The following is a 13326-nucleotide window of genomic DNA, read 5'->3' on the forward strand; positions in this document are numbered from 1 at the left end:
GAGAAGAATTGACCCGCCGACAGCGGCCGTCAAGGCGACTGACGGCCCGTCGGCGTCCCCCGTGTGGACACGGCCGTGTAGCCCGGCGTGAGCTGGGTCGATACTGTTCGCTCATGCCCGACTATCACGACGATCTACGCCTCGCCCATGTGCTGGCGGACACCGCCGACGCCACGACCATGGACCGGTTCAAGGCGCTGGATCTGAAGGTCGACACCAAACCGGACATGACCCCCGTGAGCGAGGCGGACAAGGCCGCCGAGGAGCTCATCCGCAGCTCACTGCGGAGAGCCCGGCCGCGCGACGCGGTGCTCGGCGAGGAGTACGGCAGCGAGGGCAGCGGCCCGCGGCGCTGGGTGATCGACCCCATCGACGGCACGAAGAACTACGTGCGCGGGGTGCCGGTCTGGGCGACGCTGATCTCCCTCATGGTGCAGGGCGAGGACGGTTTCGAGCCGGTGGTGGGCCTCGTGTCGGCCCCGGCGCTCGGCCGGCGCTGGTGGGCGGCCCAGGGCAGCGGCGCCTACAGCGGCCGCAGCCTCACCTCGGCCTCCCGGCTTCGGGTCTCCGAGGTCGCCTCGGTGCGGGACGCCTCCTTCGCCTACTCCTCACTGAGCGGCTGGGAGGAGCGCGGACGGCTGGCGGGCTTCCTGGAGCTGAGTCGCGCCTGCTGGCGGACCCGCGGCTACGGCGACTTCTGGCCGTACATGATGGTCGCCGAGGGCTCGGTGGACATGTGCGCGGAGCCGGAGCTCTCGCTCTGGGACATGGCCGCGAACGCCGTCATCGTGCAGGAGGCCGGTGGGCGGTTCACCGGCCTGGACGGAGTACCGGGGCCGGGCGGCAAGGACGCCGCGGCCTCCAACGGGCTGCTCCACCGTGATCTCCTGGACCATCTGGGCCCAACGGCCTGACCTGAGGGTCCCGTGGTACGGACGGGAGGGGGCGGGCCCCTGGACAGGCCCGCCCCCTCCGCCGTAACGGCAAACGCCCGATTCGTCGACCGCGCAGGGCCTGGACCGCGGCCGCCGGCCGCTTGCCGTAGCTCGCACACCGGGCGGGGCTGGATCCGCCCACCCGCTGTCCGGTCCCCTGACCGGGGACCATGACAACCTTACATTGGACACAGTCCAAGTAAAGACAGAAGCCAGTACTGCACACGCTCGATGGTTAGATGCCCACTGCTACCCTGAGCAGCATGAGCGACCTGCTGGAACGACTTCGATCACGTGGCTGGCGCCTGACCGCCCAGCGACGGGTCGTGGCCGAGGTTCTCAGCGGAGACCACGTCCACCTGACGGCGGACGAGGTGCACGCGCGCGCCGCCGAGCGGCTGCCGGAGATCTCTCGGGCCACGGTGTACAACACCCTGGGAGAGCTGGTCTCGCTGGGCGAGGTGCTGGAGGTGAGCACCGATCGCCGGGCCATGCGGTACGACCCGAACGCCCACCGCCCCCACCACCACCTGGTCTGCGGGGGCTGCGGGCTGGTACGGGACGTGCACCCGGAGGGCGATCCCCTCGCCGACCTCCCGGCCACCGAGCGCTTCGGCTTCGCCGTCTCGGCGGTGGACGTGACCTACCACGGGCTCTGCCCCTCGTGCAGCGCCGACCGGCACCCTGCGCCCTCGTCCGGGGCCTGAACCGCGCGGAGCCCTGAGCCACCGGGGCGCCCCGGCTCCCACCTCGCGAGCAGACCTGAGCCGACCCTGAGCATGATCCGGCCCTGAGCATGATCCGGCGCGGCCAGGGCGGGCCGGGGCAAACAGAAGGCCCGGATCCTGAGATCCGGGCCTTCTCTCGTAGCGGGGACAGGATTTGAACCTGCGACCTCTGGGTTATGAGCCCAGCGAGCTACCGAGCTGCTCCACCCCGCGCCGTTGTGCTTCTACTGTAGTCACACGCCGACGACCAGCGCAAATCAGCTGACCGGAGGGGGAGCGGGACCCTGCCTCAGGCCGACAGCTCCTGCCGGACCGCGTCGAGCAGCCGCGCCGCCCGCTCGGAGACCTCCGCCGGCCCCAACTCCACGGCGCGCGAGCACCACTCCTGCGCCGCGGCCAGATCGCCGCGGCGCGCCGCGAGCAGCGCCAGCCGGAGGGCGGCCCGCCCGTGCCCGGTCTCCGCCGCCCGCCGCCACCAGAGCACCGCCTCCGGCTCCTTGCCCTCACGGGCCAGCAGCACCCCGAGGTTGAAGGCTCCGTTACCGCTGCCCGCCTCGGCCGCCATCCGGTACCAGCGACCGGCCTGGACCGACTCGCCCCGGGCCGCCGCCAACATGCCGCAGCGCACCTGGGCACGCAGGTGACCCCGGCCGGCGGCCCACTCGTACCACTCCTCGGCCTCGGCCGACGCCGGGTTCTCCACCGCGCCGACCGGTTCCTCCGCGCCTCCCCGCGTCTGCCGCCCCCGCCGCTGGAGCAGCAGGGCCAGCCGGAAGGCCGCCTCCGCGCTGCCGCCCCCCGCAGCGCAGCGCAGATGCCCCTCCGCGTCCCGCTCCTCGCCGTCCCGCAGGAGGGCGATGGCGACCTGGAGCGCCGCCTCGGGGTGGCCCTCGGCCGCGGCCCGGGCGTACCAGCGGTGGGCCGCCGCCTCCTCCCCCCGCCCGGCGTGGAGGATGCCGAGGTTGAAGGCGGCGTCCACGCTGCCGGCCTCAGCGGCCTTGGAGAACCAGGGCTCCGCCCCCGCCGCGTCCTCTCGCTGGAGCAGCAGGACCGCCAGGGCGTTCGCCGCCTCCCGGTGCCCCGCGTAGGCGGCATGGCGATACCACTGCTCGGCCTGGGTGGTGCGGCCCTGTCCGGCGCAGAGCAGGCCGAGGTTGAACGCGCCGTTCACGTCGCCCGCGTCCAGGGCGGCCCGGTACCAGCGCTCGGCGGCCTGCGGCTCCCCCCGGTCCGCATGGAGCGCACCCAGGGCGTTGGCCGCGTTGCCGTCGCCGTGCTGCGCGGCCCGCCGCCACCAGATCGCCGCACTCTCGCTGTCCCCGGCGTCACGCAGCAGGAACCCGAGCGCACAGGCCGCGCGCGGTTCGCCGTCCTTCGCCGCGGTGAGGTACCAGCGGCCCGCCTCCTGGAGTTCGCCGCGCTCCTCCAGCAACTTCCCCAGGTGGAGAGCGGCCCGCTGGTGGCCTCGGGCCGCGGCCTGCCGGTACCAGTGCTCGGCCCTCCGGGGTGTGCTGCCCAGAGTGCTGTCGGCCGCCTCGCCCTCCCCGACTTCCCGCCGCTCCTCCAGGATCCGGGCGAAACGGTAGGCGGCCTCCCGGTGCCCCTGCTCGGCGGCGGCCCGGAACCAGCGGCCGGCGCCCACGTCGCTGCGGTGCTCCAGCAGGTCGCCGAGGGCGTAGGCGCCCAGGGCATGGCCGGACTCGGCGGCCTGGCGCAGCCAGTACTCGGCCGCCGTTTCGTCCCCCCGTCCCCGGTAGTGCCGGCCCAGCGCGTGGGCCGCGGCGGCGGAGCCCGCGACGGCCGCGATCCGCCACCACTCGACGGCCTCTTCGGTCCGCCCGCGCTGGTGCAGAAGTACGCCGAGGTTGTTGACCGCGGCGCGGTCTCCCGCCGCGCTGGCGGCCCGCAGTTGGGGCTCCGCTCCGTCCAGGTCCCCCCGGCGCAGCAGGAGGGCGCCGAGCACGCTCAGCGCCTCGGGGTCGCCGGTCTCCGCGGCACGGCGGTGCCGGGACTCCTCCTCCAGGTCGGCGATGGTGCTGCTGTCGGCACAGCGGGGGCCGACGATCGGCGTGAGATAACCCTCCGCCCGATCGAAATGTCCGGCAAACCGGCCTGTTTCCAGCAGTTCTACCTTCTCCCCCATAAGGGCCATCGTCGCACCACCCGCAGCTCCGCGTACACCTGGTATACCGCAGCCAGTGAAGTCACTTCGACGCTTTGTCGACTTCCCGACACGCGCATAGCCCAAACTCCGGGAGCAAAGTCACCCCACACAAACGAAAGACCCGGAGTCATGTTGACTCCGGGTCTTTCGTTTTCAGTAGCGGGGACAGGATTTGAACCTGCGACCTCTGGGTTATGAGCCCAGCGAGCTACCGAGCTGCTCCACCCCGCGCCGTCTTGATCAAAGAGTATCACGGCGCGGGGTGGAGCTCGGCCGGCCGATACCGGCTCTAGCCCTTGTCGCCGCCCTTCTGGGCGTCAGCCGCCCGCTCCAGCGCGGCCTTGAGGTCCTTCTGCGCCTTCGCGTACGCCGCCCAGTCCGGCGGCTGCTGCGCCAGGGCCTTCTCTCCCTCTTCGAAGGCCTTCGCCGCGTCGGACAGCGCCTTCTGCGCGTCCGAGCCCTTGGCCGGAGGCTTTCCGGTATCGCTGTCGTTGTCGCCCGGGTCACTCTCCGACGGCTTCTCCGGCTCCTCCGAGGGCGCGCCCTCGGTGCCGAAGACGTCGTCGAGCGCCTCACTGAGGGTGTCCTTGAAGGCGGTCTTGTCGCCGTAGGAGACCAGGACCTTCCTCAGAAGCGGGTAGTTGGTACCCGCTCCGCGGACGTAGACCGGCTCGACGTAGAGCAGTCCGCCGTCGAGGGGCACCGTGAGCAGGTTGCCGTACTCGACCTCCGAGTCGCCCCGCCGCAGGATGTTGATCTCATTGGCGATGTCGGTCTCGGAGTTGAACTTGCTCTGCACCTGCTGCGGACCCGACACCGTGGTGTTGGACGGCAGTTTCAGTATCCTGATCTGCCCGTATCCGTTGCTGGTGGCGTCCGCGTCCACCGCCATGAAGGCGCCGAGGTTGTCCCGGCGGTTCGGGGTGAACGTGGTCGTCAGCGAGAAGGTCTGGGACTTCTGGTCCGGCATCTTCATGCTGAGGTAGTACGGCGGCACCGAGTTCCCCGACTTGTTCGTCGGGTCGTTCGGCACCTGCCAGACCTCACTGCCGCTGTAGAACTGCGCCGGCTTGGTCACGTGGTACCGGGTGAGCAGTTCCCGCTGCACCTTGAAGAGGTCCTGCGGGTAGCGCAGGTGCTCCATCAGGTCCGAGCCGATCTCGCTCTTCGCCTTGACGGTGCCCGGGAACGCCTTCTTCCAGGTCTTCAGCACCGGGTCCTCGGTGTCCCACTCGTACAGGTCCACGGAGCCGTCGTAGGCGTCCACGGTGGCCTTGACCGAGTTGCGGATGTAGTTGACCTGGTTCTGCTGGGCCACCACCTCGCGTCCGCCGTCGGTCAGCGAGTCCGCCGTGGTGTCACCGAGGGTGGTCCGGGAGGAGTACGGGTAGCCGTTGGAGGTGGTGTAGGCGTCGACGATCCACTTGATGCGCCCCTCCACCACGGCGGGGTAGGCGTCGCCGTCGATCGTCAGCCACGGTGCGACGGCCTCGACCCGCTCCTTGGGAGTGCGGTTGTAGAGGATGCGCGAACCGTCGCCGATGGCGCCGGAGTAGAGGATCTGCGGCTCGCTGAACGCCACCGCGTAGGCCGCCCGGTTCAGCGGGTTGGCGAGGTCGACCCCGCTCTTGCCGGTGTAGCGGTACAGCTTCTCACCGCTGTCGTCGGAGTAGTCCAGCTCCTGCTGGGGGCCGCCGACGATGGAGTACTGGGTGGTCTTCTCACCGTAGTAGACCCGCTGCTCGTACTTGCCCAGCTGGCCGGCGCTCGGCAGGTCAGACTCGGAGAAGTCCGGGGAGCCCCCGGACTTGATGGTGGTGCCCTTGGCCGCCACCGCACCGTAGCCGTGCGTGTACTTGAAGTGGTCGTTGATCCAGTTGCGCTCGGGGATGCCGCTGATGTTCAGCTCGCGCAGGCCTATGACGGTGTCCTGCTCCTTGCCCTTGTCGTCCTTGTAGCGGTCGACGTCGAGCGTGTCCGGGAACTGGTAGTAACCCCGCACCTGCTGGAGCTGCTGGAAGGTCGGTGAGACGACGTTCGGGTCGAGCAGCCGGAGGCTCGCCGTGGACTCGGCCCCGGCGCGCAGCTTCTCGTTGTCCTTCGGGTCGACGTCGACCTTGCCCTCGTAGTCCGACACCTTGGAGTCCGCGATGTCGTAGGCGTCGCGGGTGGCGTCGATGTTCTTCTGGATGTAGGGCGTCTCCTTGGCCTGCTCGTTCGGCTGGACCTGGAACTTCTGGACGATCGCCGGGTACAGCCCGCCGATCAGGATGGCCGACAGCACCATCAGTCCGAAGCCGGTCACCGGCAGCTGCCAGGTGCGCCGCCAGAGGGTCGCGAAGAACAGCACCGCGCAGATGGCGGCGATGCAGAAGAGGATGGTCTTGGCCGGGAGGTAGGCGTTGGCGTCGACGTAGCGGAGACCGGTCCAGTTGCCGGTGGCCTTGAAGTCGCTCGATTTCACGGCCAGGCCGTACCGGTCGAGCCAGTAGGCGATCGCCTTGAGCGAGACGAACAGGCCGAGCAGCACCGAGAGGTGGCCGGTGGCCGCCGCGGTCGCCTTCGCCCCCGGGCTCGTCACCCGCAGCCCGCCGTAGAGGTAGTGCACCAGCGCGGCGGCGATCAGCGAGAGCACGATCGCCGCGAAGCCGAAGCTCAGCATGAAGCGGTACCACGGCAGGTCGAAGGCGTAGAACGAGACGTCCTTGCCGAACTGCGGGTCCGTGGTGCCGAACGGGACGCCGTTGACCCACAGCAGCCAGGTGCGCCACTGGCTGGCCGCGGAGGCTCCGGCGATGAGTCCGATCAGGGCGGCGATCCCGAGCAGCAACCACTTCTTGTACGGGGCGATCCCGATCCGGTAGCGGTCGAGGTTCTGCTGTTCCAGGGACATCGCGCTCAGCGGTGGACGCAGCCGGTGGGCCAACCAGATGTTGACCCCGACCGCCACCGCCATCAGCAGGCCGCAGGAGAAGAACAGCCCGATCTTGGTGAAGAGGGTGGTGGTGAAGACCGAGGAGAAGTTGACCGAGCGATACCAGAGCCAGTCCGTCCAGAAGCCGGAGAACATGACGAAGGCCATGGCCAGCCCGGCCAGAACGGCCACCGTTATCAGCAAGGTTCTGGACCGCCGGGATGGTCGGCCGACTCTGGTCCGCGGGCCGGTCGGGCCCCCGCCGCGGTCCGGCATCTGGAAAGCCAAGGTGCGCACCTCGAAGATTCGCTGTCGTATGAGCGGGCCCCGCGATACTAGGGCCCACCCATGCAACTTACTCAAGCTTTACCCAGTTCCCGTTTCCGGTTACGAACAGGGCAAGATGTTGGCCATGTCCTCCTCCAGCGGCCCGACGCCGCCCGAATCCACCCACTCCATCCCCATTGCGGCCCATCCTCTGACCCGGGCCGTGCTCGAGATCGACGAGTACGTCGCCGGGCTCGGTTGGGACCGGCCCGCCCGGCTGTTCGCCCTGGTGGACACCGCTCAGCTGCGCACCCAGGAGCCGGCGCTCGCGGAGCAGCTCGGCGTCGCGGACGGTGCGGCGGACTCCTCACTGACCCCTGTCGAGCAGGAGGAACTCCCGGCGGGGACCCCGCTCGACGAGTTCCTCGCCACCATCGCCTGGCCGGAGGCGGTGGCCGGCTGTGCGATGACGGTGGAGCGCCTGATGCTGCCGCCCTCGGCGGAGGCCTCCGTCCCCGAGGGGTTGGACGAGGGGGAGCTGAACCGCTGGGTCACCGAGCACCCGGACCGCCAGGAGGTCCGGATGACGGTCGGCGTACTGCGCGACGGAACCCGGGAGTCGGCTCTGCGGCTGCGGGAGAAGGACTCGGCGAGCGAGGTGCTCACCGGGGCCGGTCTGGTGCCGGGGCTCGCCGAGGCGCTCTCGGCCACCTTCGAGGATTAGGAACCGCCGCGGCCGGGGCGCCGTCCGCCCCGCGGAGGGCGGACGGTCAGCCGGCCGTGCACTTCGGCAGGGCCCCGGTCCTCCCCTTGGCGATGTCCTCCACCGCCTTCACGGCTCCGGACATCGTCTCGACCTTCACGAGGGTGAGGCCGTCCGGCACGTTCCGGGCGGCCGTGGCGCAGTTGTCGGCGGGTGTCAGGAAGTACTCGGCGCCCTTGGCCCGGGCGCCGATGGTCTTCAGCCCGATCCCGCCGATCGGGCCCACCTTGCCCGCGTCGTCTATGGTCCCCGTGCCGGCGACGAACCTGCCCCCGGTCAGGGACCCCGGGGTGAGTTTGTCCACGATGCCCAGGGCGAACATCAGGCCCGCGCTCGGTCCGCCGACGTCGGCGAGCTTGATCTCGACCTTGAACGGGAACGTGTGGTCCACACCGGCCTGGATCCCCACGATCGCCCGGTCGTCCCGTGGCGCTTTCTCGGTGGTGATGGTGACCGTCTTACCGGCCTTCGGCTCGGGCTTGTTCGCCTTCTCCGCCGCCGCGGCCTCCTTCGCCGGGATGATCTCGAAACGCACCTTCTCCCCCGGCTTGTGCTCGGTGACCAGCTTGGCGACGTCGCCGGGCTTCCGCACCGCCGCCCCGTCCACCGACTTCACCACGTCGCCGGCGTGCAGTTTGCCCTCGGCCGGACTGTCCTTGAGGACGGAGATGACCGCGACCCGGGTGCCGACCGGAATGTCCAGCTGCTTGAAGGCCGCGGCCTTGGCGCTCTCCTGGGACTGACTGAACTCCTCGGCGTTCTCCTGGTTGGCCTGCTCCGCGGTCTGGCCGTGCGGGTAGAGGGTGTCGTGCGGGACGACCACGTCGTCCGGGGAGAGCCAGCCGTAGACCGCCTCGACCAGGTTCATCCGGTAGTCGGCACCGGTGACCCTGACCGTGGTCATGTTGAGGTGCCCCTTGGTGGGGTACGTCTTGTGCTCGACGACATTCAGCACCGGTTCCCCGTCGTGATCACCGAGTGTGTTGACGGTGGGCCCCGGGGACATCCTCGAATACGGCACCGGGAGCAGCACTGCAGCGCACAGCAGCGCGATCAGCATCAGGGTCGAGGCGAGCATCGTCGCCGTGCGGCGTGGCATGGAACGACAGTACGGGACGGGCACACCGCTCCACCCGCGGGGCCGGTCCGTCCGAGCAAGGGCGTCGGACCGCTCCCGCACACCGGTTCCAGGTGTGGGTCAGGCCGCTCCGCTCCGGGTGTCGGACCGCTCCATCGCCTCGCGGAAGCGTGCGTATCCGGCGAGTTCGGCGACATCACCGGCCTTGCGGTTCCGCGAGGCCCAACGCGCCCAGACGGCGGCCACCGCAGCCGCAGCCACCGGAATCAGCAACCAAGCAAGCGCCGCCATACCGGCCTCCCGACCCGAGACAGAACCGTGACCCGACTCACTGATGAGCAGATTAACTCTCCGCTGCTCCAACGTTCGCCGCAGGGTGCGGGTTACGCAACCGCGGGCAACTTCACGCTTACCATGCCCTGCCCCGGATTTCCTCCCCGCTTCGGCGGCGGCCCGCTCAGGCCCCGACCCACTCCTCGGTGCCGTCGGCGAACAACTGGTGCTTCCAGATGGGCACCTGGAGCTTGAGCTCGTCGATGAGACGGCGGCAGGCGGCGAAGGCCTCCGCCCGGTGCGGGCAGGAGACGGCCACCACCACCGCCAGGTCCCCCACCGAAAGGTCACCCACCCGGTGGACAGCGGCCATCGCCCGGACGGGGAAGTCCGCGGCCACCTTCTCCGCCACCCGGAGCAGTTCGGCCTCGGCCGTGGGATGCGCCGAGTAACCGAGCCCGGTCACCTCCGCGCCTCCGTCGTGGTCGCGCACGGTGCCGACGAACAGCGCGGTGCCGCCCGCGGCGTCGTCCCCGACCGCGGCGAACACCTCGTCGAGGGAGAGGGGGGTCTCGCGCAGCCCCAGGAGCCGGATCGGATCCGGATGCCGCTGCTCACCGGGGTGGTCGTATGTGCGTGCCATACACATCATCGTGCCGCACCCGGCGGGAAACCGATAACGCCGGCACCGGCGGGGCTCACATCCGCCTGCGCGCCTTGCGGGCCCGGCGGACCAGGGCGGCGGTACCGACGAGCGCCACGGTGGCTCCCGCGGCGCCCAGGGTGGTGGCGTCCTTCCGCCCCAGCCGCCGCCCGGCGACGGTGTGCCGGCCGGCCACTTCCTCCAGCAGCGCCGCCAGCACCTCCTCGTTGGTCCATCCAGGCCGCCAGCCGACGTCGTACAGCCTGCTGGCGCTGACCACCCACGGGTGCATGGTGTAGGCGAGGTCGCCGGCCGGCGAGGGGGTGAGGCCCAGCCGGTGCAGCCGGGCCGCGGCCCCGAGGGCCACCGCGGAGGGCATCTCCATGCGTCTGATGCCGCTCAGCTGCTCCACCTCCTCCTGCTCCAGCCAACCGTCGCAGCCGACCGCGAGTTCGCCGTCCACCTTCTCCAGAGCGGCGAACTCCAGGGCGCTGGCGAGGTCCTCGACATGGCAGAACTGCCAGGCCGGACGGGATCCGGCGACGACCAGCAGCCGGGGGGACTCGAAGTAGCGGGTCAGAGCGGTGTCGGTGCCGCCGACGAGGACGGCCGGCCGCACCACGGTGACGTTCAGCCCCGGGTGCGCCCGCGGGGCCCGGCGGCCGAGCCGCTCGATCTCCAGCAGGTCGCCGACCCCGGTGGCCTCGGCGGTCGCCCGCAGCTCCGCGTCCTCGGCGAGCGGCAGGTCGTTGTCGGGCAGCGCCCCGTAGACCATCGTCGAGGTGCACAGCACCACCCGGCGCACCCCGGCCGCCGCGGCGGCGGTGAGAACGGTCTGCGTGCCGCGCACGTTGAAGGCCGTCCGCTCCTGCGCGTCGGTCTCCAGGTCGAGGTCGAGCGCGAGGTGCACCACCACGTCCACCTCACGCAACCGCTCCGCGATGGCCGGGTCGCGGACGTCGACGATCTGCCAGTGGGCTCCGGTCTCCGCCCCGGGCCGGTCGTCGATGGCGACGACGCGTTCGGCCTCCTCCGAGGCGGCGAGCCGCTCGGTCAGCAGGGCGCCGACGCCCGAGGCAGCGCCCGTGACCGCGACGACCGGACGTCTTCCGGCCGTGCTCGTGGCGTTTCGCGCTGCGCGAACGTTCGGGTCTGAGGAACTCACCGGCGTCTCCAGCGGTTGTCTGCAGTACGTACGGGCATCCGCGCGTACGCACCAGGTAGCGTCCATCCTGCCGCAGGCGTCGGACAGCGAGCACCGAGCCTAAGGGGTGTCCCGCGCCCGGTTCCCGTCCCTCGGGGCGGGCCGGGCCGCCTCCGCGGTGACGGCCGAGGTCCGGCCGGGCGGGCCTCCGGGCACGGTGGTGGTCTCCCGCGAGCCGTCCGCCTCCTCGCGGCGGCGCGCCGCCGCGCCGGGTGGCCGACCCCCGGCTTGCGGGACGGCCGCCCCGGGCAGGCACGGGACTACGCTGGTGGTGATGTCGGGCAGCCGCCGTCGGCCCCGGGTCGGCGGCCCAACGAGCCGAGGAAACCGTGAGTGACAACCCATTCGGATTCGGCCTTCCGCCGGAGGAGCCGGAGGACGGCGAGAACGGCGGCAACGGCGGCAAGGATCGCGACCAGCGAGGCGGCGAGGGCCCAGCGAACCCCTTCGGCTTCGGGGGCGGTGACAACCCCCTCGCCGCGATGTTCGGCTCCATGAACCCCAACGACCTCGGGGCCGCCTTCCAGCAGCTCGGGCAGATGCTCTCCTACGAGGGCGGACCGGTGAACTGGGAGATGGCCAAGGACATCGCCCGGCAGACCGTCGCCCAGGGCACCCCCGACGGCACCAAGGACGCCAGCGTCGCGCCCGGTGAGCGGGGAGCGGTCGAGGAGGCCGTCCGGCTCGCGGAGCTCTGGCTCGACGATGTCACCTCGCTGCCCTCGGGCTCGGGCACCGCCCTGGCCTGGAGCCGGGCGGAGTGGGTGGAGGCGACCCTTCCGGTGTGGCGGAACCTCGTCGACCCGGTGGCCGAACGAGTCGCCGCCGGCATGGGCGAGGTGCTCCCCGAGGAGATGCGGGCCATGGCCGGACCGCTGCTCGGCATGATGCGCTCCATGGGTGGTGCGATGTTCGGCGGCCAGATCGGTCAGGCCGTCGGCACCCTCGCCGGGGAGGTGGTCGGCTCCACCGACATCGGCCTGCCGCTCGGCCCCAAGGGCAAGGCGGCCCTGCTGCCGGTGAACATCGCGGCGTTCGGCAAGGACCTGAGCGTTCCCTTGGACCAGGTCCGGCTCTACCTCGCGCTGCGGGAGGCGGCGCACCAGCGTCTCTTCGCCCATGTGCCCTGGTTGCGCTCGCACCTGTTCGGCGCGGTCGAGGGGTACGCCCGGGGCATCAAGGTGGACACCTCGAAGCTGGAGGACGTCGTCGGGCAGCTCGACCCGAGCCACCCCGAGCAGCTGCAGGACGCCTTGCAGCAGGGCATGTTCCAGCCCGAGGACACCCCGGAGCAGAAGGCCGCCCTGGCCCGGCTGGAGACGGCTCTGGCGCTGGTCGAAGGCTGGGTCGACGCCGTGGTGCACGCCGCCGCGGCGCCGCACCTGCCGTCCGCCGACGCGCTCCGCGAGACCCTGCGCCGGCGCAGGGCCACCGGCGGCCCCGCCGAGCAGACCTTCGCCACGCTGATCGGACTGGAGCTGCGGCCCCGGCGGCTGCGGGACGCCTCGCGACTGTGGGCCTCGCTCACCGACGCGCGGGGGCTGGACGGCCGGGACGCCCTGTGGGCGCACCCCGACATGCTGCCGACCGCCAGCGACCTGGACGACCCGGACGGCTTCGTCCACCACGAGCAGCCGGACTTCTCCGAACTCGACCGGATGCTCGGAGAGGCGGCGGAGGGCGGTTCCCGCGGACCGGGCCCGGATGGGGACGACGACGGGACCGGCCGGGGACCCGGGGGAGAGGGCCGGGGGCCCGGCGGCGGGGAGGGAAGCGACGGGTGACCCTCCACGAGAACGCCGCGCACTGCCTCAGGGGCTGGTCGGCACCCGCCGACCAGCCCGAGCAGGAAAGCCTCAGGGAGGCCTATCTGGAGCATCTCGCCGGCCACCCGGACGGGGTGTGGAAGTCCTGCCGGAACGGACACATCACCGCGAGCGCGCTGGTGGTCGACCCCTTGGACGGACGGGTGCTGCTGACCCTCCACGGGAAGATCCGCCAGTGGCTCCAGATGGGCGGGCACTGCGAGCCGGAGGACACCACTCTGGCTGCCGCCGCGCTGCGGGAGGCGACCGAGGAGTCCGGGATCGAGGGTCTGCGGCTGCTGCCGGGCGGCCCGACCCGCTTGGACCGGCACCGCACCCCGTGCGCCATCCACCTGGACGTGCAGTACACGGCGCTGGCGCCGCCCGGTGCCACGGCGGTCATCAGCGACGAGTCGCTGGACCTGCGCTGGTTCCGCTACGAGCAGGTGGCCGAGGTGGCCGATCGCTCCGTGGTGTCCCTGGTGGACCGGGCGCGGGAGTTGCTCGCCGGGTAGCCGTCAGCGCCCCCGTAGCCAGACCGACCCCCGTAGC

Annotated in this window: 11 protein-coding genes and 2 tRNA genes; 5 read left to right on the forward strand and 8 right to left on the reverse strand. The window is 71.3% G+C overall.

The window, feature by feature from the left end; all coding sequences use genetic code 11:
- Positions 1-113 precede the first annotated feature (113 nt).
- Positions 114-914 (forward strand): histidinol-phosphatase, encoded by an 801-nt coding sequence (gene hisN, locus BGP73_RS16570; RefSeq protein WP_069815612.1) that lies wholly within the window; start codon positions 114-116, stop codon positions 912-914.
- A 284-nt stretch (positions 915-1198) separates the two neighbouring features.
- A complete protein-coding gene (locus BGP73_RS16575) occupies positions 1199-1642 on the forward strand; it encodes a Fur family transcriptional regulator (protein ID WP_069815614.1) in 444 nt (147 codons plus the stop codon).
- Positions 1643-1802: 160 nt separating this feature from the next.
- On the opposite strand, the gene BGP73_RS16580 is transcribed toward BGP73_RS16575, so the two are convergent.
- The 4 genes from BGP73_RS16580 to BGP73_RS16595 all read right to left on the reverse strand — a co-directional run bounded on the left by BGP73_RS16580 (position 1803) and on the right by BGP73_RS16595 (position 7017).
- Positions 1803-1876, reverse strand: a tRNA-Met gene (locus BGP73_RS16580).
- Positions 1877-1952: 76 nt separating this feature from the next.
- The gene (locus tag BGP73_RS16585; protein ID WP_079127591.1) at positions 1953-3815 is read right to left on the reverse strand and encodes a tetratricopeptide repeat protein; all 1863 of its coding nucleotides are present in this window, start codon (positions 3813-3815) and stop codon (positions 1953-1955) included.
- 169 nt (positions 3816-3984) lie between these two features.
- Positions 3985-4058: transfer RNA gene (locus BGP73_RS16590), tRNA-Met, on the reverse strand.
- A gap of 58 nt (positions 4059-4116) precedes the next feature.
- Positions 4117-7017 (reverse strand): UPF0182 family membrane protein, encoded by a 2901-nt coding sequence (locus BGP73_RS16595; RefSeq protein WP_069815616.1) that lies wholly within the window; start codon positions 7015-7017, stop codon positions 4117-4119.
- 127 nt (positions 7018-7144) lie between these two features.
- Here BGP73_RS16595 and BGP73_RS16600 point away from each other — a divergent pair, with 127 nt between their 5' ends.
- Positions 7145-7732 (forward strand): PPA1309 family protein, encoded by a 588-nt coding sequence (locus BGP73_RS16600; protein ID WP_170837855.1) that lies wholly within the window; start codon positions 7145-7147, stop codon positions 7730-7732.
- Between the two features lie 46 nt (positions 7733-7778).
- Here BGP73_RS16600 and BGP73_RS16605 read toward each other — a convergent pair whose 3' ends face one another.
- From BGP73_RS16605 to BGP73_RS16615, 4 genes are all read right to left on the reverse strand, one after another.
- Entirely contained in the window at positions 7779-8870 is a 1092-nt protein-coding gene (locus BGP73_RS16605) for a YlbL family protein (RefSeq protein WP_069815620.1), read from the reverse strand.
- Between the two features lie 99 nt (positions 8871-8969).
- Entirely contained in the window at positions 8970-9140 is a 171-nt protein-coding gene (locus BGP73_RS23160) for a hypothetical protein (protein ID WP_170837856.1), read from the reverse strand.
- Positions 9141-9306: 166 nt separating this feature from the next.
- Positions 9307-9765 carry a molybdenum cofactor biosynthesis protein MoaE gene (locus tag BGP73_RS16610; protein WP_374701154.1) on the reverse strand — a complete coding sequence of 153 codons (459 nt, stop codon included), beginning with the start codon at positions 9763-9765 and terminating at the stop codon, positions 9307-9309.
- A 55-nt stretch (positions 9766-9820) separates the two neighbouring features.
- Positions 9821-10930 carry an SDR family oxidoreductase gene (locus BGP73_RS16615; protein ID WP_069815624.1) on the reverse strand — a complete coding sequence of 370 codons (1110 nt, stop codon included), beginning with the start codon at positions 10928-10930 and terminating at the stop codon, positions 9821-9823.
- 368 nt (positions 10931-11298) lie between these two features.
- Between BGP73_RS16615 and BGP73_RS16620 the strand changes: the two genes are divergently transcribed.
- Positions 11299-12753: a zinc-dependent metalloprotease gene (locus BGP73_RS16620; RefSeq protein ID WP_069815625.1), complete on the forward strand. Its 1455-nt coding sequence runs from the start codon at positions 11299-11301 to the stop codon at positions 12751-12753.
- Positions 12750-13289 carry an NUDIX hydrolase gene (locus tag BGP73_RS16625; RefSeq protein WP_069815627.1) on the forward strand — a complete coding sequence of 180 codons (540 nt, stop codon included), beginning with the start codon at positions 12750-12752 and terminating at the stop codon, positions 13287-13289. Before BGP73_RS16620 ends, BGP73_RS16625 begins: the two co-directional genes overlap by 4 nt.
- Positions 13290-13326: the final 37 nt, after the last annotated feature.

It is taken from the genome of Streptomyces sp. TP-A0874 (genome assembly GCF_001748085.1).
Lineage (GTDB): Bacteria > Actinomycetota > Actinomycetes > Streptomycetales > Streptomycetaceae > Streptomyces.